The sequence below is a fragment of the Actinomadura geliboluensis genome (assembly GCF_005889745.1).
In the GTDB taxonomy this organism is placed as follows: Bacteria; Actinomycetota; Actinomycetes; order Streptosporangiales; family Streptosporangiaceae; genus Spirillospora; species Spirillospora geliboluensis.
On the sequence record NZ_VCKZ01000008.1, the window covers coordinates 19,584 to 37,395 of the forward strand.

General features: G+C 74.1%; 18 protein-coding genes. 7 read left to right on the forward strand and 11 right to left on the reverse strand.

All coding sequences use genetic code 11. The features are described 5' to 3' along the window. Nucleotides 1-35 precede the first annotated feature (35 nt). From ETD96_RS02630 to ETD96_RS02650, 5 genes are all read right to left on the reverse strand, one after another. Nucleotides 36-2,702 carry a DNA translocase FtsK gene (locus tag ETD96_RS02630; protein WP_138633405.1) on the reverse strand — a complete coding sequence of 889 codons (2,667 nt, stop codon included), beginning with the start codon at nt 2,700-2,702 and terminating at the stop codon, nt 36-38. Between the two features lie 122 nt (nt 2,703-2,824). Further along, nucleotides 2,825-4,510: a ribonuclease J gene (locus ETD96_RS02635; RefSeq protein ID WP_138633408.1), complete on the reverse strand. Its 1,686-nt coding sequence runs from the start codon at nt 4,508-4,510 to the stop codon at nt 2,825-2,827. Next, nucleotides 4,507-5,445, reverse strand: a complete 939-nt coding sequence (dapA, locus tag ETD96_RS02640) for a 4-hydroxy-tetrahydrodipicolinate synthase (RefSeq protein ID WP_138633410.1) — start codon at nt 5,443-5,445, stop codon at nt 4,507-4,509. The genes ETD96_RS02635 and dapA overlap by 4 nt, the downstream gene beginning before the upstream one ends. A gap of 155 nt (nt 5,446-5,600) precedes the next feature. Next, entirely contained in the window at nt 5,601-5,822 is a 222-nt protein-coding gene (locus ETD96_RS02645) for a hypothetical protein (protein WP_138633413.1), read from the reverse strand. A gap of 138 nt (nt 5,823-5,960) precedes the next feature. After that, the gene (locus ETD96_RS02650; protein ID WP_240807139.1) at nt 5,961-7,016 is read right to left on the reverse strand and encodes a glycoside hydrolase family 18 protein; all 1,056 of its coding nucleotides are present in this window, start codon (nt 7,014-7,016) and stop codon (nt 5,961-5,963) included. Nucleotides 7,017-7,233: 217 nt separating this feature from the next. Here ETD96_RS02650 and ETD96_RS02655 point away from each other — a divergent pair, with 217 nt between their 5' ends. Continuing rightward, nucleotides 7,234-7,440: a hypothetical protein gene (locus ETD96_RS02655; protein WP_138633416.1), complete on the forward strand. Its 207-nt coding sequence runs from the start codon at nt 7,234-7,236 to the stop codon at nt 7,438-7,440. On the opposite strand, the gene ETD96_RS02660 is transcribed toward ETD96_RS02655, so the two are convergent. Then, a complete protein-coding gene (locus tag ETD96_RS02660) occupies nt 7,430-8,350 on the reverse strand; it encodes a DMT family transporter (protein WP_138633418.1) in 921 nt (306 codons plus the stop codon). The two genes, ETD96_RS02655 and ETD96_RS02660, sit on opposite strands and share 11 nt — an antisense overlap. Between ETD96_RS02660 and ETD96_RS02665 the strand changes: the two genes are divergently transcribed. Next, nucleotides 8,349-9,740 carry an aminotransferase-like domain-containing protein gene (locus ETD96_RS02665; protein ID WP_138633421.1) on the forward strand — a complete coding sequence of 464 codons (1,392 nt, stop codon included), beginning with the start codon at nt 8,349-8,351 and terminating at the stop codon, nt 9,738-9,740. The two genes, ETD96_RS02660 and ETD96_RS02665, sit on opposite strands and share 2 nt — an antisense overlap. A 48-nt stretch (nt 9,741-9,788) precedes the next feature. On the opposite strand, the gene ETD96_RS02670 is transcribed toward ETD96_RS02665, so the two are convergent. Next, nucleotides 9,789-10,148, reverse strand: a complete 360-nt coding sequence (locus ETD96_RS02670) for a VOC family protein (RefSeq protein ID WP_171068822.1) — start codon at nt 10,146-10,148, stop codon at nt 9,789-9,791. Next, nucleotides 10,145-10,423 (reverse strand): hypothetical protein, encoded by a 279-nt coding sequence (locus ETD96_RS02675; protein ID WP_138633424.1) that lies wholly within the window; start codon nt 10,421-10,423, stop codon nt 10,145-10,147. Before ETD96_RS02675 ends, ETD96_RS02670 begins: the two co-directional genes overlap by 4 nt. Nucleotides 10,424-10,547: 124 nt before the next feature. Here ETD96_RS02675 and ETD96_RS02680 point away from each other — a divergent pair, with 124 nt between their 5' ends. From ETD96_RS02680 to ETD96_RS02695, 4 genes are all read left to right on the forward strand, one after another. Further along, nucleotides 10,548-11,105 (forward strand): CGNR zinc finger domain-containing protein, encoded by a 558-nt coding sequence (locus ETD96_RS02680; protein ID WP_138633427.1) that lies wholly within the window; start codon nt 10,548-10,550, stop codon nt 11,103-11,105. Nucleotides 11,106-11,144: 39 nt separating this feature from the next. Next, nucleotides 11,145-11,684: a GNAT family N-acetyltransferase gene (locus ETD96_RS02685; RefSeq protein WP_138633430.1), complete on the forward strand. Its 540-nt coding sequence runs from the start codon at nt 11,145-11,147 to the stop codon at nt 11,682-11,684. 81 nt (nt 11,685-11,765) lie between these two features. Further along, nucleotides 11,766-13,418: an MFS transporter gene (locus ETD96_RS02690; RefSeq protein ID WP_240807140.1), complete on the forward strand. Its 1,653-nt coding sequence runs from the start codon at nt 11,766-11,768 to the stop codon at nt 13,416-13,418. A gap of 34 nt (nt 13,419-13,452) precedes the next feature. Next, the gene (locus ETD96_RS02695; protein ID WP_138633433.1) at nt 13,453-14,319 is read left to right on the forward strand and encodes a 1,4-dihydroxy-2-naphthoate polyprenyltransferase; all 867 of its coding nucleotides are present in this window, start codon (nt 13,453-13,455) and stop codon (nt 14,317-14,319) included. Here ETD96_RS02695 and ETD96_RS02700 read toward each other — a convergent pair. Next, nucleotides 14,283-15,293, reverse strand: a complete 1,011-nt coding sequence (locus ETD96_RS02700; RefSeq protein WP_138633436.1) for a hypothetical protein — start codon at nt 15,291-15,293, stop codon at nt 14,283-14,285. The two genes, ETD96_RS02695 and ETD96_RS02700, sit on opposite strands and share 37 nt — an antisense overlap. Before the next feature lie 74 nt (nt 15,294-15,367). Next, nucleotides 15,368-16,042, reverse strand: coding sequence for a uracil-DNA glycosylase (locus ETD96_RS02705; RefSeq protein ID WP_138633439.1), 675 nt, complete (start codon nt 16,040-16,042; stop codon nt 15,368-15,370). Nucleotides 16,043-16,155: 113 nt separating this feature from the next. On the opposite strand from ETD96_RS02705, the gene modA reads away from it, so the two are divergent. Further along, the gene (gene modA / locus ETD96_RS02710) at nt 16,156-16,935 is read left to right on the forward strand and encodes a molybdate ABC transporter substrate-binding protein (RefSeq protein ID WP_138633442.1); all 780 of its coding nucleotides are present in this window, start codon (nt 16,156-16,158) and stop codon (nt 16,933-16,935) included. 16 nt (nt 16,936-16,951) lie between these two features. Here the strand turns inward: modA and ETD96_RS02715 are convergent, their stop codons facing one another. Next, the gene (locus tag ETD96_RS02715) at nt 16,952-17,791 is read right to left on the reverse strand and encodes an SCO6745 family protein (protein ID WP_138633445.1); all 840 of its coding nucleotides are present in this window, start codon (nt 17,789-17,791) and stop codon (nt 16,952-16,954) included. Between the last annotated feature and the right edge of the window lie 21 nt (nt 17,792-17,812).

Here is a 17,812-nt window from a genome sequence, read left to right on the forward strand (position 1 = left end):
TTTCGCATCATTCCGCAATGCCCCGTCCTCTCCGGTCAGCCGCCGCCGCGCAGTTCCGCGAGCACGCCGGGGAGGTCGTCCGGCTTGGCCAGCACGTCCCGCGCCTTGGATCCCTCGCTCGGCCCGACGATGTCGCGGCTCTCCATCAGGTCCATCAGCCGGCCGGCCTTGGCGAAGCCGACGCGGAGCTTGCGCTGGAGCATCGACGTCGACCCGAACTGGGTCGACACGACCAGCTCGATCGCCTGGACGAGCAGGTCCATGTCGTCGCCGATCTCCTCGTCGATCTCCTTCTTCGGCTTGTTCGCCTCGGCGACGTCCTCCCGGTAGTTCGCCTCCATCTGCCCCTTGCAGTGGTCGACGATCCCGTGGATCTCCTTCTCCGCGACGTAGGCGTTCTGCAGGCGCATGGGCTTGCTCGCGCCCATCGGCAGGAACAGCGCGTCGCCCTGCCCGACGAGCTTCTCCGCGCCCGGCTGGTCGAGGATGACGCGGCTGTCGGACAGCGAGGACGTCGCGAACGCCAGCCGGGACGGCACGTTCGCCTTGATGAGCCCGGTGACGACGTCCACCGACGGCCGCTGCGTCGCGAGCACCAGGTGGATGCCGGCGGCGCGCGCGAGCTGGGTGATGCGGACGACCGAGTCCTCGACGTCGCGGGGCGCGACCATCATCAGGTCGGCCAGCTCGTCCACGATGACGAGCATGTATGGGTACGGGGTGTAGACGCGCTCGCTGCCGGGCGGCGGCTTGAGCTTGCCCGCCTTGACCGCCTTGTTGAAGTCGTCGATGTGCCGGTACCCGGACGCGGCCAGGTCGTCGTAGCGGCGGTCCATCTCGCCGACGACCCATTCGAGGGCCTCGGCGGCCTTCTTCGGGTTGGTGATGATCGGCGTGATCAGGTGCGGGATGCCCTGGTACATCGTCAGCTCGACCCGCTTGGGGTCGACGAGGATCATCCGCACCTCGTCAGGCGTGGCGCGCATCAGGATCGAGGTGATGAGCCCGTTGATGCACGTCGACTTGCCCGCGCCGGTGGCGCCCGCGATGAGGATGTGCGGCATCTTCGCCAGGTTCGCCACGACCGTGCGGCCCTCGACGTCCTTGCCGAGCCCGACGATCATCGGGTGGTGCTCGTTGGTCGCGGCGGGCGAGCGCAGCACGTCGCCGAGGCTGACGATGTCCTTGTCGGTGTTGGGGATCTCCACCCCGATCGCCGACTTGCCGGGGATCGGGGAGATGATCCGCACGTCGGCGCTCTTCACCGCGTAGGCGATGTTCTTGGTCAGCGCGGTGACCTTCTCGACCTTCACCGCCGGGCCCAGCTCGATCTCGTACCGGGTGATCGTCGGGCCCCGGGTGAACCCGGTGACCTGCGCGTCGATGTCGAACTGCTCCAGCACGCCGGTCAGCGCGTTCACGACCGTGTCGTTGGCCTTCGTCCGCGGCTTGGACACGCTGCCGGGCCGCAGCGCCGACGGGTCGGGCAGCACGTAGATCTCGCCGGACGACGACAGCGGCAGCTGCTCGGACCGGCGCGGCGCGGGCGTCGGGTCGGGCACCTCGTGGGGCGCGTCCGCGGCCGCGGCAGGGTCGGCGGCGTGCTCGTCGGCGGTCTCGTCCGCCGCCCCGTCCATCGTCCCGTCCATCGCCTCGTCGTCGAGGGGCGGCGCGGGCGGCGGCACGTCGGCGCCGAACGGGTCGGGCTCGAACAGCTCGTCGGCGAGGTCGCGGCGCGGCCGGGCGGCCTTCTTCGGCTCGTCCTCCAGCAGCGGCGTGTCGTAGGGCCGGGAGTGCTCGCCGACCTCCAGCTCGCCGTCGCCGTCCTCGGTCTCGGGCTTCTTCTTGCGGCGCCGCTTCTTCGGCGCCTCCGCGTCCTCGCCCGCGGTCGCGGACGGGTGCTCCGGGCGGCCCTGCAGCGTCGCCATCGCCCACAGGTCGGCGACCCGCTCGGGGACCTTCGCGATCGGCGTCGCGGTGACGACCAGCAGCCCGAACCCGGACAGGAGCAGCAGCAGCGGCACGGCCACCCAGCCGCTGAGCGCCGCGTCCAGCGGCGCCGACACCAGCCAGCCGACGACGCCGCCGGACTCGCGGACGCCGTCCATGTCGTCCGCCGGGGACGGGACCCCGGCGGCGATGTGCAGGATGCCGAGCACGCCGACGCCGAGCGCGGTGATGCCGATGACGACGCGGCCGGTGTCCTCGTGCTGCTCGGGGTGGCGCAGCGTCCGCCACGCCAGCAGCGCCAGCAGGACGGGCAGCGCCATCGCCAGGATGCCGATCCCGCCGCGCACGACCTTCTCCAGCGCGATCGTGACGACGCCGTCCGGCCGGAACCAGGTCACCGAGGCCAGCACGATCGAGGAGCCGAGCAGCGCCAGCCCGAGGCCGTCGCGCCGGTGCTCGGGGTCGAGGTTGCGGGCCCCGTGCCCGTAGGCGCGGAAGACCGACCCGACCGCGACGGCGGCGAGCAGGTACAGCTTGAACAGCAGCTTGAAGAACCCGAGGACGGCCTGGGAGATCGGATCGGGCTTCTGCGGGGGGCGCCCCCGCCCCGAGCCGCGGCCGCTCTTGGCGGTGCCGCCCTTGGCGGCGCCGCTCGTTCGCTTCCGGGGGGTCGAACCTGCGGGCTTGCGAGCCGCACTGCCCCCCGTGCGCGAGGAGGAGGTCTTCGCGCCCCCGGACGCACGTGTGGCCATGGTTATGAGAGTAACCAAGGACCCTCGGGGTTCCCGGGATGGCGCGGGGGCGTGTTGGGAATCGGACGGCCGCGGGGCTCCCCGCCCGGAGGCGGTGCCCCGCGGCCGTCCGCCGCGGTCCGCTAGACCTCCACGACCACCGGGACGATCATCGGGCGGCGGCGGTAGTTGTCGCTCACCCACTTGCCGACGGTGCGCCGGATGAGCTGGCTCATCTGGTGCAGGTCGTTGACCCCGTCGCCGGCGGCGTCCCGCAGCACGCCCTCGATCCGCTCGATGATCTCGTCGAAGTCCTCGTTGACGATGCCGGCGCCGCGGGCGTGCACCTCCGGCCCGGCGACGATCTTGCCGGACGTCGAGTCGATGCCGACGACGATGGAGACGAACCCCTCCTCGCCGAGGATGCGCCGGTCCTTCAGCGAGGTCTCGGTGATCTCGCCGACCGACAGGCCGTCCACGTACACGTACCCGGCGGGGACGGCGCCGACGATCTTGGCGCGCCCGTCCACCAGGTCGACGACGACGCCGTCCTCGGCGATGACGACGCCCTCCTCCGGGACGCCGGTGAGCGCGGCCAGCTTGGCGTGCGCGCGCAGGTGCCGCCACTCGCCGTGGATCGGGACGAAGTTGGCGGGCTTCGTCACGTTCAGCACGTACAGCAGCTCCCCGGCGGAGGCGTGCCCGGACACGTGCACGAGCGCGTTGCCCTTGTGCACGACGCGGGCGCCCCAGCGGGTCAGGCCGTTGATGACGCGGTTGACCGCGTTCTCATTGCCGGGGATCAGCGAGGACGCCAGCATGACGGTGTCGCCCTCGGTGATGCGGATCGAGTGGTCGCGGTTCGCCATCCGCGACAGCGCCGACATCGGCTCGCCCTGCGACCCGGTGCACACCAGCACCAGCCGGTCGGCGGGGATGTCGTCCAGGTCCCGCTGCTCGACCATGATGCCGTCGGGCACGTTGAGGTAGCCGAGTTCGCGCGCGACGCCCATGTTGCGGACCATGGACCGGCCGATGAAGCAGACCTTGCGGCCGTTGGCGACGGCGGCGTCCAGGACCTGCTGCACGCGGTGGATGTGGGAGGCGAAGCAGGCGACGATGAGCCGCTCCTTCGCGGTGCGGAACACCTCGTCCACGACCGGGCCGATGTTGCGCTCGCTGGTGACGAACCCGGGCACCTCGGCGTTGGTCGAGTCGGCCATCAGCAGGTCGACGCCCTCGGCGCCGAGCCGGGCGAAGCCGGGCAGGTCGGTGAGCCGGCCGTCCAGCGGGAGCTGGTCCATCTTGAAGTCGCCGGTGTGCAGGACGAGCCCGGCGGGGGTGCGGACGGCCACGGCGAGCGCGTCCGGGATGGAGTGGTTGACGGCGAGGAACTCGCAGTCGAACGGCCCGAAGACGCGGCGCTCGCCCTCCACGACCACGTCGGTGACCGGTTTGATGCGGTGCTCGGTGAGCTTGGCCTCCAGCAGCGCGAGCGTGAGCTTGGAGCCGACGAGGGGGATGTCGCGGCGTTCGCGCAGCAGGTAGGGGACGGCGCCGATGTGGTCTTCGTGGCCGTGCGTGAGGACGACCGCCTCGACGTCGTCGAGGCGGTCCCTGATGTATTCGAAGTCGGGCAGGATCAGGTCGACGCCGGGCTGCTCGGTCTCGGGGAACAGCACGCCGCAGTCGACGATGAGCAGGCGTCCGCCGTACTCGAACACCGTCATGTTGCGGCCGATCTCCCCCAGCCCGCCGAGCGCGACGATGCGCAGCCCGCCCTCGGGCGGCGCGGGCGGGTCCGACAGCTCCGGGTGAGGATGACTCACCGGGCGACCTCCGGCATGGCGACCTCAGGCACTTTGACTCCCCCTATCGTGAGGTCTTCTCGCAGGCGCGCCGCGAACTCCGGCGTAGCCTCCACCAGCGGCGCGCGGAGCGCGCCGCCTCCGGGAAGGCCGAGCAGGTTCAGCGCTGCCTTGACGGCGATGGCGCCCTGCGTTCGGGTCATGATGGCGGTGACCACGGGCAGCAGCCGCCGGTGGATCTCCAGCGCCCGCCCGTGCTCACCGGCGCGGTATGCGTCGATCATCTCATGGAGTTCGACGCCGACGACATGTCCGACCACGCTGACGAACCCCGCCGCGCCGACCGACAGCCAGGGCAGGTTGAGGTTGTCGTCGCCGGAGTACCAGACCAGGTCGGTCGCGGCCATCACCCGCGACGCGCCGAACAGGTCGCCCTTGGCGTCCTTGACGGCGATGATCCGCGGGTGGTCGGCGAGCTGGACGAGCGTGTCGTTCTCGATCGGCACCCCGGCGCGCCCCGGGATGTCGTACAGCATGCAGGGCAGGCCCGTCGCGTCGGCCACGGCGGTGAAGTGGCGGACGAGGCCCTCCTGCGGGGGCTTGTTGTAGTAGGGCGTGACCACGAGCAGCCCGTGCGCGCCGGCGGCCTCGGCCTGCCGGGCGAGTTTCAGGGTGTGCTCGGTGTGGTTCGTCCCGGCACCGGCGACGATCACGGCGCGGTCGCCGACCGCCTCGATGACCGCGCGCAGAAGCTTGCTCTTCTCGTCGTCGCTCGTCGTGGGCGACTCGCCCGTCGTCCCGTTGACGACGAGGCCGTCGTGGCGCCGCTCGTCGACCAGGTGGGTCGCGAGGCGCGCGGCGCCGTCGTAGTCGACGCCGCCGTCGGGCAGGAACGGGGTGACCATGGCGGTCAGCATCCGTCCAAACGGAGCGTCAGTCGTTGTGCTGGGTGCCATGCAACGAACGGTACCGTTCCGGCCGTTCCTCTTGGACCCGCAGGTCGTACATAACGTCGCCCGAAAAAGGGAGAAGCCGCCGCCACACGCTCGGGGGTACGCGTGGCGGCGGCTCCCACCTCCACATCGTGGCACGCAAAAGCGGCGTTACGGGGTCAGTCCGGCCACTTCCCGGACTCGATCGCATAACGTGACCCCGTGGTCATCTCGTGCAACCGGACACGCAGCTCCTCGACGTCGGGAGTGCGCACGAGATCGTTGCCGCGGACGGCCCACCAGAGGCCGGACCCGCCCCGCCCGATCCGCCAGCCGGCGAACTCGGCCGACAGCTCGCCGATCCGGTCGGCGTCGCGCCGCGCGGTCCACTGAGCTCCCATGGCCTCGCCCTCGCTTCCTTTGCCGTCCGCTGGTCTCTGCTTGACTTCCGCACCGGGCAATACCCCGGGAGATGAAGGGCTACCCAACCCTTTCTACCTGCACGTTCAAGCGAACGGAAACGTCGCGGGCCGGGTTTCTCAACCGCTAACACTTCCTGTCCCCCGGGGCAGCCAGGTGGAACGGAAGTGGGCCCACTCGCCGGGCTCGGTCGTCCAGCCCGCGTACACGCCGACGCCGTACGGGCGCTTGGGCGCGCGCTCCAGCTGGTCGAGGCCGCGCCGGACGCCGCGCAGCGCGACCGGCAGGTGCTCCGCCCAGTCCATCAGGGGGCGGTAAGTGGGGACGCCGATGAACACGGACGTGCGGTCGCCGATGAGCTCCAGCGTCGCCCGGGTGTGCCGGGCGTAGTGCCATCCGGCGAGGGCCTCGGTCGGCAGCGACACGTCGTAGGTCATGATCGCGACCTGGTCGGCGCGGTCGGCGACCGCGCGCAGGAACTCCTTGGTCGGGCGCGGTGGGTAGTGCACCGCGCCCGTGCGCGGGATCAGCGCCTTGTAGACGGGCTGCAGGCCGTCGAAGAGCGTCGGCTGCTCCAGCGCCACCGACAGCAGCCTGCCGCGCGAGCGGGTCAGCTCGCGGGTGCGGTCCATGAGCGCCATGAACGCGTCGTCGTCGGGGTAGATCGGCTCGAAGTCGTAGTGGATGCCGTCGAAGCCGAGGTCCAGGAAGGCCGCGTCGGTCTCCAGGACCCTCTCCCGGACGGCCGCGTCGTCGAGGTCGATGGCGCCCTTGCCCTCCACCGCGCGGATCTGCCCCAGGTACGCCTGCGCGCGGACGCCGGGCGCGTACTTCCGCATCGCCTGGATGAGCTGCCGCGCGTAGCGGTACTTCGCGGCGGGCACCGTCCCGTCCGCCTCGAACGGGCCCGTGTGGAAGAACACGTCGCTGATGTGGTTGCGCTTCAGCAGGTCCCCGAGCGCGCGGTACTCGGCGTCGGTGTGCGGCTCCCCCACCCACTGGTGCCGGGCCCACAGCCCGTTCAGCTCGGTGCCCCGCGCCTCCGGCTCGGGCTGCCACCAGACCCAGGCGCCGGCGAAGACGAGCGCCGCGATGCCGAGCACGTAGGCCGCCGCCCACCCGGTCCAGCGCACCAGACCGCCCAGAGCACCCGTAACCCGCCCTTTACGCTTCATCACGTAATGATCTCGGATCCGCGGGGTGCTTCGGACGCCCCGTACCAGCGATCCCCCATGAAACGATCACGGTTGGGACGTGATCGCGCGCCGCGCGCTCCAGCCGTTGACATCCGGGGAATCCTGTGGTGACGAGGCGACTCAGCGGTGTCGCCCGTCGTCCCGACGGGGAGCCGCCCCGATCCTCACCGTCCGTCCGGATGGAGGTCGAACCGGCATGCGAGTACCACCGGAGCATGTGCCGCCGGAGCAGGTGTCCCCCGAGCACGGGCAGCCGCGGCCCCTGATCAGCACGCGGGCCCTAGTGATCATCATCGTGGCGATCGGCGCGGCGGTCCTGACCGCCGCCGCCCCGCGGTTCGCGATCCCGATCGGCGTCGGCGTCGGCGTCGTGACGCTGCTGGCCCAGATCGTCAAGGACTGATCCGCACGCGGGCGCGCTGGGTGAGCGCCACGCAGACCAGCACGGCGACGGCGGCCAGCGCGGTCGCGGCGTCGACCGCCTCGCCGAGCAGGAGCCCGGACCAGAGCAGGGTCAGCATCGGCTGCGCGAGCTGCACCTGGCCGCCGCGCGCGATCCCGGCCCGCGCGAGGCCCTCGTACCAGGCGAAGAAGCCCAGGTAGGCGGAGACGGCGGCGACGTAGCCGAAACCGAGCACGGCGCGTCCCGTCCACACGGGATCGGTCGCGGCGAGCAGCCATCCGGTGACCGGGACGGTGATCGGCGCGGCCAGCAGCAGCGCCCAGGAGATCACGCGCCAGCCGGGCATGTCCCGGGCCAGCCGCCCGCCCTCGGTGTACCCGGCGGCGGCGGCCACGAGGGCGCCGAACAGCAGCAGGTCGGCGGGGGTGAAGTGGCCGCCGCCGCGGACCGCGGTGAAGCCGGTGACGCAGGCGGTGCCCGCCGCGCCCGCGAGCCAGAACGCCCCGGAGGGCCGCTCCCCCGCGCGCAGCACGCCGCACACGGCGGTGGCGGCGGGCAGCAGCCCGACCACGACGGCCGCGTGCGCGGAGGAGGCGCCCTGGTCGAGCGCGAGCGTGGACAGCACCGGGAACCCGAACACCACCCCGGCGGCGGCGACCGCGAGCCCGGCCCACTGGTCGCGGCGCGGCGGGCGGGCGCGCACCGCCAGCAGCGCGACGGCGGCGAGGGCGGCCGCGGCGGCGGAGCGGCCGACGCCGACCAGGTACGGGTCGAGCCCGTCCAGCGCGAAGACCGTGCCCGGGAGGGTGAACGAGAAGGCCAGGACGCCGAGCGCGGCGAGCCGGAGACCCGCTCCGCGGGGGGCGTCCGCTATCGGCGCGGTGACAGTAGCGCTATCCTTAGTCTTCATGAAAGACGATAGCAGTGTGGCGGCGCTCGCCGACGCGCTGCGCGCCGACGTCCGCCGCATGAACCCCGGCGAGCGGCTGCCGTCGAGCCGTGCGCTGGTGGAGCGGCACCGGGTCAGTCCGGTCACGGTGTCGCGGGCCCTCGGGCAGCTGTCCGCCGAGGGGCTGGTGGTGACGCGTCCGGGTAGCGGTGCGTTCGCCGCCGAGCGCCACCGGCCCGCCGCCGAGCCCGCCGACTTCGGCTGGCAGGCGGTGACGCTCGGCGACCGCGCCGTCGACCCGTCCGGCGTGTCGTGGCTGCTCACCCCGCCGCCCGACGGCGTGGTGCCGCTCAGCGGCGGCTACCCGCACCCCGCGCTGCAGCCGGTCCGGGCGCTCGCCACGGCGGCGGCGCGGGCCGCCCGGCGCCCGGACGCCTGGGCGATGCCGCCGATCGGCGGGCTGCCGGAGCTGCGCGCCTGGTTCGCCCGGACGATCGGCGGCGCCGTCACCCCCGCCGACGTGCTGATCACCAGCGGCGGCCAGCAGTCGCTGACGACGGTGCTGCGGGCGCTGCTGCCGCCCGGCGCGCCCCTGCTGGTGGAGTCGCCGACCTACCTCGGCGTGCTGTCGGTCGCGCGGGCGAGCGGGCTGCACCCGGTGCCGGTCCCGATGGACGCGGACGGGATCCGCCCCGACCTGCTCGCCGAGGCGTTCGCGCTGAGCGGCGCGCGCGTCCTGTACTGCCAGCCGGCCTTCCACAACCCGACCGGGGCGGTGCTGAGCGCCGAGCGGCGCGCGCGGGTGCTGGACGTGGCCCGGGCGGCGGGCGCCTTCGTGGTGGAGGACGACTTCGCCCGGCACCTCGGCATCGTCCCGCCCTCGCCGCCGCTGATCGCCGACGACGCCGACGGCCGCGTCGTGCACATCGCGTCGCTGACGAAGGCGACCGCGCCCAGCCTGCGGATCGCGGCGGTGGCCGCCCGGGGGCCGGTGGCCGCGCGGATCCGCGCGACGCAGCTCGTCGAGGAGTTCTTCCCGGCCCGGCCGCTCCAGGAGACGCTGCTCGAACTCGTCAGCTCGCCGGGCTGGCCGCGCCATCTGCGGGCCGTCCGTGCGGCGCTGCCGGTGCGCCGGGACGCGCTGCTCGGCGCGCTCGCCCGCGATCTGCCGGAGCTGCGGGTGAACCGCCCGGCGGGCGGCCTGCACGTGTGGGCCCGGCTGCCGGACGGCGCCGACGACGCGGCCGTGGCCGAGGCCGCGCTGCGCGCCGGGGTCCTGGTCAGCGCGGGCCGACCGTTCTTCCCCGCCGAGGCCCCCGCCCCGTACCTGCGGCTCAGCTACGGGACGGCGGCCGGGGAGCCGGAGCTGGCCGAGGGCGTGCGCCGCCTCGCGACCGTCCTCGGGTCGTGAGCCGGCGCCGGCCGGCCGGGCGCGGGCGGCCCGGCCGGCGGCGCGCGATCAGGCCGTGCAGAGGCAGAACTCGTTGCCCTCGGGGTCGTGCCAGACCTGGAAGGGCCGCTCCGGGTTGCCCATCGGCTCCCCGTCCGGGACGGCGCCGAGCCGCCGCGCCCGCTCCCCCGCCGCGCGGATGTCGGGCACGTCCAGGTCGAGGTGCAGCCGGTTCTTGACCGCCTTGCCCTCGGGGACGAGCTGGAACGCCAGCACCGGCCCCTCCCCGGCGAGCGGCTCCAGGTCGAGCCAGTCGTCCTCGCGCGAGGTCGTCTTCATGCCGAGCAGCCCGCCCCAGAAGGCGGCCATGGCGTCGAGGTCGGCGCAGTCGAAGACGAGCGTGGTCACCTTCGGGGTCACATCGGTCATCGGAATCCTCCGGCGGTTCGCGGGACGTGGGCTGAGCGGGCGGCCGCGCGGCGGCAGCCGGGCGCCGGCCGGGACGGCGGGACGGGGCGGCGCCGGGCGGTGAACCGCTCCGGCACGCCGCCGAGCAGCCAGCGGCGGATCCGGGCGGCGCGCTCGGCGTCGCGGGCGCGGGCCTTCAGCCGCGCCTCCACGAGGTCGGCGTGCAGCCGTGCGAACTCGCGCTCCGCCCAGGCGTGCCGCATGGCGAGGCCGGCCAGGTACGGCAGCAGGTTCATCTCGTCCTCCTGACGTTGACACCATCTAAACCGTAACGCCGGTGTCGCCACCATGCAACCGGTCAAACAGGAATGACGGTGTCGAAACTCGGATAGAGTTCTCCTTGGACGAGCAGGAGAAGTCATGACCGACGCGCACCCCGCACCAGACCCCGCGCTGCTGCTGGCGGACTTCGTCAACACGCTCGACATCGACTCCGCGGCCGACGGGATCGCCGCGCCCGCCGGCCTCGCCGCGTGGCTGGCCGAACGGGACCTCGTGCCCGCGGGCACGGCGACCGGCGACGCCGACGTGCACGCCGCGACCGTGCTCCGCGAGGGGCTCCGCGAGGCCATGGCCGCGCACCACGGGCCGCTGCAGGCCGACTTCCCCGCCGGCCTGGACGGCGCCCTCGCCGCCCTCCCGCTGCGGATCTCGCTCGCCGGGCCGCGCCCCGCGCTCGTCCCGCTCGACCCGCCCGGGACGGCCGCCGCCGGCCTCGCCCGCGTCGCCGCCGCGATCATGGACGCGGTCGCCGCCGGGACGTGGCCGCGGCTGAAGGTCTGCCAGGAGGACACCTGCCGCTGGGCGTTCCTCGACACGTCCAAGAACCGCTCCCGCGCCTGGTGCTCGATGCGCGTCTGCGGCAACCGCACCAAGACCCGCGCCTACCGGGCTCGCCGCCGCCCCGCGGCTCGCTAGGGTGGGCGGCGGATTTCCGAGCGAGGACGGGGGGACGGCATGGCCGATGTGGGGGTGCGGCCCGCGCGCCGCGCGGACGCGGCCGCCGTCGCCGCCATCCAGGTGCGGGCGTGGCGGCACGGGTACCGCGAGCTGCTGCCCGCCGGCGTCCTCGACCGGGTGACCGCGCCCGACGCCGTCGAGGCGTGGCGGGAGCGATGGGCGGAGGCGGCCGCCGCGCCGCCGAGCCCCCGGCACCGGCTGCTGGTCGCGGTGGCGTCCGACCTGGTCGTGGGGTTCGCCGCGCACGGCCCCGCCGAGGACGCCGACCTCGACGCCGCCGCCACCGCGGAGCTGATCACGCTGCTGGTCGACCCGCCGCACGCCCGCGCCGGGCACGGCAGCCGGCTGCTCGCCGCGACCGCCGACCTGCTCCGCGAGGACGGCTTCACCACCCTCGTCAGCTGGGTCTTCGAGGACGACGAGGTCACCCGGACGTTCCTCGGCTCGGCCGGCTGGGCCCCCGACGGCACGGCCCGCACGCTCGAGATGGGCGAGCCCGTCCGGCAGATCCGGCTGCACACCGACATCAGCGCCTGACGGGCGCGCGCCGCGCCCGTCCCCGCCCGCTAACCAGGGGTCGGTGAGGTGCACCCGCCGCCCCGCAATATCTTTGAGGTCGTGCCCGAGTCCCTCTCCCTGACACCGCCGCGCCCCGCCGCGGCCGTGCCCGCCGTCCGGCACCGCCGACTCGTGATGGCCGTCATCAGCCTCGGCGTCTCGCTGATCATCGTGGACGCCACGATCGTCGGCGTGCTGCTCCCCCGGATCGTCGCGGACCTGGGCCTCACCACCACCGACGCCGAATGGGTCACCTCCGTCTACGCGCTGGTGTTCGCGGCGCTGCTGATCCCGTTCGGGCGGGCCGGCGACCTGTTCGGGCGGCGCCGCATGTTCGTGCTCGGCACCGCGGTGTTCGCGGCGGCGAGCGTCGCCGCCGCGCTCGCCGGGGACGGGTCCGGCCTGATCGGCGCGCGGGCGCTGCAGGGCGTCGGCGCCTCGATGGTCATGCCGGCCGCGCTGTCCACGCTGAACACGGTCTTCACCGGGCGGGACCGGGCCGTCGCGTTCGGCATCTGGGGCTCGATGATCAGCGGCATGGCCGCGCTCGGCCCGCTGCTCGGCGGCGCCGTCGCGGCCGGCGGCGGCTGGCGCTGGGCGTTCGGCATCAACCTGCCGCTCGGCGCCGTGCTCATCGCCGCGGCGCTGCGGCTGATGCCGGAGACCCGGCGGCCGGGCGGCGGGAGCGCCCGCCGCGAGATCGACTGGCCGGGCGGGCTGCTGTCCGCGCTCGGGCTCGGCGCCCTCGTCTGCGGGATCATCGAGGGGCAGACCTACGGCTGGTGGGCCGCGACGCGCCCGTTCTCGCTGGCCGGGTTCCACTGGCCGGAGACGGGCCTGTCGCCCGTCCCGGTGGTCCTCGCGCTCGGCGCGGTCCTCCTGGCCGCACTGGTCGTCGTGGAGCGGTCCAGGGCGGCGGCCGGGCGGCCGGTGATGCTCGACATGTCCCTGTTCCGCATCCCGAACTTCCGGCGCGGCAACCTGGCGTCCGCCCTCATCAACGTCGGCGAGCTGGGGCTGCTGTTCGTCCTCCCGCTGTTCCTGCTGGGCGTGCACGGCACCGGCCCGCTGCAGATCAGCATCGCGATCCTGCCGCTCGCGGTCGGCGCGTTCCTGTCCGGCGGGTACGCGGGCCGGCTCGCGAACAGGCGCGGCGCGCACCGGGTCGTCCAGGCCGGCATGGTCCTGGAGGTCGCCGCGGTGCTCGGGCTGGCCCTCACCGTGTCGGCGACGACCGGCGGGCTCGGGCTCGCGCCCTGGATGCTGCTGTACGGGATCGGCCTCGGCCTCACGTCGGCGCAGCTGACGAACGTGTCCCTCGCGGACGTCCCGCCGGAGCAGTCCGGGCAGGCGTCCGGCACCCAGTCGACGGCCCGGCAGGTCGGCGCGGCCCTCGGCATCGCCGCGATCGGGACGGTGTTCGCCACCGGCCTCGGGCACGCGATGGCCGACCGGCTGGCCGCGGAGTCCGCGCTGCCGCCCGCGCGGCAGGCCGCGATGGCGCACGACCTGCGGGAGAGCGCCGGCACCTACGGCCGCGACCTGCACGCCGCCCCCGGACTGGCGGCGGAGGCCCGCGCGGCCGACGCCAGCCTCGCCGCCGCCACCCGGCACGCGGCCCTCACCACGGCGGCGATCCTCGCGCTCGGGCTCGCCGCGTCGCTGCGGCTGCGCCCGAGCGGTGATCCCCGTCGGGGAGAATCGAAGCGGTAGTCCCCCTGTCGTCCAACGAGAACAAGCGGTAACTGTGGCCACGCTCTCCCAATGGGTCGCCGGATCCCGGCCCCGCACCCTGCCCGCGTCCCTCGTTCCCGTCGTCGTCGGCACCGGCGTCGCGGTCGGCGAGGGCCAGCCCGTCTGGTGGCGCGCCGCCCTCGCCGGGTTCGTCGCCCTCGTCCTGCAGATCGGGGTGAACTACTCCAACGACTACAGCGACGGCATCCGCGGCACCGACGAGGACCGCGTCGGGCCGCTCCGCCTCGTCGGGTCGAAGGCCGCCCCGCCGAAGCAGGTCCTCGCCGCCGCGCTCGGCTGCTTCCTCGCCGCCGCGGTCGCCGGGCTCGTGCTCGCCGCCGTGACGACCTGGTGGCTGCTGCTGGTCGGCGCGGTCGCGATCCTCGCCGCCTGGTTCTACACCGGCGGCAAGACGCCCTACGGCTACCGCGCCCTGGGCGAGGTGTCGGTGTTCGTGTTCTTCGGCCTCGTCGCCGTCGTCGGGACGGTGTACGTCCAGGTCGAGGCGCTGCCGTGGGAGGCGTGGGCGGCGGCGGTCCCGATCGGGCTGCTGGCCTGCGCGCTGCTCGTCGCCAACAACCTGCGCGACATCCCGACCGACCGGGAGTCGGGCAAGCGGACCCTCGCCGTGCTGCTCGGCGGCCCCTGGACCCGCATCCTGTACGCGGCGTGCGCCGCGCTGCCGTTCATGTTCGCGCTGGTGCTGGCCGCGCCGCACCCGTGGGCGCTGCTCGCGCTGCTCGCCGCGCCGCTGTCGCTGCCGCCGACGCAGAAGGTGCTGAACGGCGCGGCCGGCCCCGCCCTGATCCCCGTGCTGGGCGAGACCGGCCGGCTCCAGATCGCCTACGGCGCGCTGCTCGCGATCGGCCTCGCGCTCTGACGCTCGGTGAGCAGCGCCGCGCCCGCGACCCCCATGAGGAGCCCGGCGAACAGCCCGGCGAGCGCGGTGAGGTTCGCCCCCACGGTCGTGTCGGACGCCAGCATGCCGGGCTGGCCGAGCGTCACCATGAGCATGTAGAGCGACCACGCGAACGTGGTGGCCGCGCCGACCCAGGCGAAGGCCAGCGGGACGACGAACCGCGCCGGGCGGCCGCGGCGCTGGACGAGCGCGAGCAGGGCGGCGGCGCCGGCGAGCGCCAGCACGCCCCACACGCCGTCGCTCAGGTGCTGGGTCAGGTTCCGGTCGGAGAGTTCGGCCTTGCGGAGCCCCGCCGTCCCGCCGAACGCCCAGAAGAGGTGGACGGAGGCGAAGACCGCCGCGAACACGCTCGCCGTGCCCGTCAGCAGCACCTGTAGCTGGTGGGTCGCGCCCTTGGGGACGTCCTGCGTGCGGATGGTGAAGACGTCCGTCCACCGGTCCCGCGCGTACAGGACGAAGGCCGCGAGCAGGCCGAGCCCCTGCCCGGTGAAGCCCGCGTAGACGACGCCGTAGACCCAGCCCTGGAGCGCGTTGTCACCGACCGACAGCGAATCGGGCGCGAAGACGGCCTGCAGCAGCGTGCCCAGCGGAACGGAGAGGACGATCGGCGCGAGCAGCCCGACCGCGATCCAGATGGGCGCCAGCACCAGCCACGCCGGGATGCGCCGGCCCCACCGGAACGTGAACGCCAGCGCGACCAGCACGGCCATCGCGTCCATGACCATGGTGACCGCGTTGCCGACGTAGAGCGCGGAGTCCCGCGCCGCCTCGGTGTCGTTCCAGCCGGCCGTGCTGCCGGCCAGCCACGCGATCTTGATGGTGAGGTAGGGGACGCACGCGGCGATCGTCGCGGCGCAGACGGCCAGGCGCAGGCGGCCCGGCCCGCCGCGCGCGGCCCGCGTCCGCCCGGTGAGCACATGAGCTGTAACGGTCATGCCCACGACGATGCCGCGGGCGGCCGCCGCGCACCTCCCGCCGCCGGGGGAACCGGCTCCCCCGCCGGATGGAGCTACCCCCAGCTGATCTCGGCCAGGCCCGCGTCGACGAGGGCCTTGTTGACCGCGCTGAACGGGCGCGTCCCGAAGAACTTCTTCGCGCTGAGCGGGCTCGGGTGCGCCGACTCGATCACGGTGTGCTGCGGCCCGGTGATCAGGCGGGCCTTCTTGCGGGCGTAGGCGCCCCAGAGCACGAACACGACCCGCTCGCTCTTGTCGTTCAGCGCGCGGATCGCGGCGTCGGTGAAGTCCTCCCAGCCCTTGCCGGCGTGCGAGCCCGCCTCGCCCGCGCGGACGGTCAGCACCGCGTTCAGCAGCAGCACGCCCTGGTCGGCCCAGCGGGTGAGGTCGCCGGACGCCGCCACCGGGACGTCGAGGTCGGCGGCCAGCTCCTTGTAGATGTTGCGCAGCGACGGCGGCAGCCGCACCCCGTCCCGGACGCTGAAGCTGAGCCCGTGCGCCTGGCCGGGGCCGTGGTAGGGGTCCTGCCCGAGGATCAGCACCCGGGTGCCGTCGAACGAGCAGTGCCCGAACGCGTTGAACAGGTCGTCGCGCGGCGGGTAGACGGTCTGCGCGGCGTACTCCCCCGCGACGAACGCGCCCAGCGCGGCGGTGGCGATCGGGTCGAGCAGCGGGTCGAGCCGCTCCCGCCAGTCGCCGGGCAGCAGTTCCATCAGGTCGAGGGACATCGTCGGGCCTCCGAGAACGTGATCACCAGTTGCCGCAAACATTAGTGCGCGCCACTGACACGCCAGGGCCGAATCACGGGTGCGCAAAGGACCCGACCTTAGGATGAGGCCATATGCCCCATTCCCCCCGTAGGCGGCGCCTCCGCGCGTCCGTGCTGCTCGCCGCGCTCGCCGTGCCCGCCCTCGGCGCGGGCTGCGGCGGCCCGTCCGGGCCGGTGACGCTGACCGTCCTCGCCACCTCCGCCCTGACCGAGGTCTTCGGCGAGATGGGCGCGGCCTACCACCAGGAGCACCCCGGCGTGAAGCTGCGGTTCGTGTTCGGCGGCTCCCCGGAGATCGTCGACCGCCTGTCGGACCACGCCCCCGCCGACGCCCTGGTGACCGCCGACCGGGCCGCTCTGGAGGAGGCCGCCGACCACCTGGCGGGACGCCCCCGGATCGTCACGCACGACACGCTCACGATCGCGGTCGGCCCCGGCAACCCCAAGCGCATCCGGGGGCTCAGCGACCTGCGGCGCCCGGGGCTGCGCGTGGTGGTCGGCGCGGGCTCGGTCCCGGTGGGCCGCTACACCCGCCAGGCCCTCGCGAAGTCGGCGCTGACCGTGCACTGGAACTCCGAGGAGATCGGCTCCCGGGCCGTCCTGGACCAGGTCCGCTCCGGGGAGGCCGACGCGGGGATCGTCTACATCACCGACCTGCGCTCGGCGGGGGTGGCGGCGAGCAGCGTCGCCATCCCGGCGGAGCAGAACGTCATCGCCGCCTTCCCCGCCGCGCCCCTCCTGGACTCCGAGCACCCCGAGGAGGCGGCGGCGTTCGTCACGTGGCTGCTCAAGCCCACCGCGCAGAAGCTCTTCCACAAGTACGGCTTCCCCAACCCCGTCTCGCCCCGCTGAGCCCCCGCGGCGGGCGCTAGCCGACGCGGGGCAGGCCGATCGGGTTGGGGAAGGGCATCTCGCCCGCCGCCGCCTTCGCCGCCGGGACGAGCGACGCGCGGAGCGCCTCCGGGTCGGCCAGGACGCCGTACGGGCGCGCGGCCAGTACGTCGGTGCGCCGCTCGATCCGGTCCTTGAGCGCCCGGCCCTCGTCCGTGGCCTCCCCGCCGGCCACGAGGCCGCGCCGGGCCAGCGCGCCGGCCGCCGCGTCCCACTCCTCGGGCGACCACCCCCGGCTCTGCTGCAGCCGCTCCGCCGGGACGACGCCGACGGCGGACGCCAGCACGTTCGCCTCCAGGCCGCTCAGCCCCTCGGCGGCGAGCAGGGCGACGTGCCCGTCGCCGCGATGCTCGCGCAGCGCCGTGGCCGCCTGCCAGAGCGCCTCCACGGGATCCTCGGGGACGTCCAGGTCCCGGTTGGCCGCGAACAGCGCGCGGCCCCCCGGATCGGCGGCGAGGACGGCCTCGCGCAGGAGCGGCGCGGCCCGCACCGCGACGTCCTCGATCGCGGGAAAGACCCGCCGCAGCGTGCGCGCCGCCGCCGCGCCCCGCACGCGCAGGATGCTCTCCGGCGACGCGAAGCTCCACGCGTCGGGCACGGCCCGCCGCACCCGCGCCGGATGGAAGCCGAAGAACACCGCCTCGACCGCCCCCGCCGGCACCGCCCCGAGCGGTGCTGCCCGGCTGCCGAAGTAGCCCATCCAGAAGCCCTTGAGCCCGACGTCCTTGTTGGCCGCCAGGCACTCCTCGGCGAAGTACGTCACCGCGTGTAGCGGCTCGATGACCTTCCACATGTCCCGCGCGAGCGTCGCATCCATCCGGCGAACGCTAAGCCGCCG

Coding starts and splice junctions, on each gene's coding strand:
- ETD96_RS02630 (WP_138633405.1), bottom strand. CDS start 2,702: ATGGCCACACGTGCGTCCGGGGGCGCGAAGACCTCCTCCTCGCGCACG.
- ETD96_RS02680 (WP_138633427.1), top strand. CDS start 10,548: ATGACCGACGCGCACCCCGCACCAGACCCCGCGCTGCTGCTGGCGGAC.
- ETD96_RS02665 (WP_138633421.1), top strand. CDS start 8,349: ATGAAAGACGATAGCAGTGTGGCGGCGCTCGCCGACGCGCTGCGCGCC.
- ETD96_RS02715 (WP_138633445.1), bottom strand. CDS start 17,791: ATGGATGCGACGCTCGCGCGGGACATGTGGAAGGTCATCGAGCCGCTA.
- modA (WP_138633442.1), top strand. CDS start 16,156: ATGCCCCATTCCCCCCGTAGGCGGCGCCTCCGCGCGTCCGTGCTGCTC.
- ETD96_RS02655 (WP_138633416.1), top strand. CDS start 7,234: ATGCGAGTACCACCGGAGCATGTGCCGCCGGAGCAGGTGTCCCCCGAG.
- ETD96_RS02700 (WP_138633436.1), bottom strand. CDS start 15,293: ATGACCGTTACAGCTCATGTGCTCACCGGGCGGACGCGGGCCGCGCGC.
- ETD96_RS02650 (WP_240807139.1), bottom strand. CDS start 7,016: ATGAAGCGTAAAGGGCGGGTTACGGGTGCTCTGGGCGGTCTGGTGCGC.
- ETD96_RS02675 (WP_138633424.1), bottom strand. CDS start 10,423: ATGAACCTGCTGCCGTACCTGGCCGGCCTCGCCATGCGGCACGCCTGG.
- ETD96_RS02685 (WP_138633430.1), top strand. CDS start 11,145: ATGGCCGATGTGGGGGTGCGGCCCGCGCGCCGCGCGGACGCGGCCGCC.
- dapA (WP_138633410.1), bottom strand. CDS start 5,445: ATGGCACCCAGCACAACGACTGACGCTCCGTTTGGACGGATGCTGACC.
- ETD96_RS02670 (WP_171068822.1), bottom strand. CDS start 10,148: ATGACCGATGTGACCCCGAAGGTGACCACGCTCGTCTTCGACTGCGCC.
- ETD96_RS02645 (WP_138633413.1), bottom strand. CDS start 5,822: ATGGGAGCTCAGTGGACCGCGCGGCGCGACGCCGACCGGATCGGCGAG.
- ETD96_RS02705 (WP_138633439.1), bottom strand. CDS start 16,042: ATGTCCCTCGACCTGATGGAACTGCTGCCCGGCGACTGGCGGGAGCGG.
- ETD96_RS02660 (WP_138633418.1), bottom strand. CDS start 8,350: ATGAAGACTAAGGATAGCGCTACTGTCACCGCGCCGATAGCGGACGCC.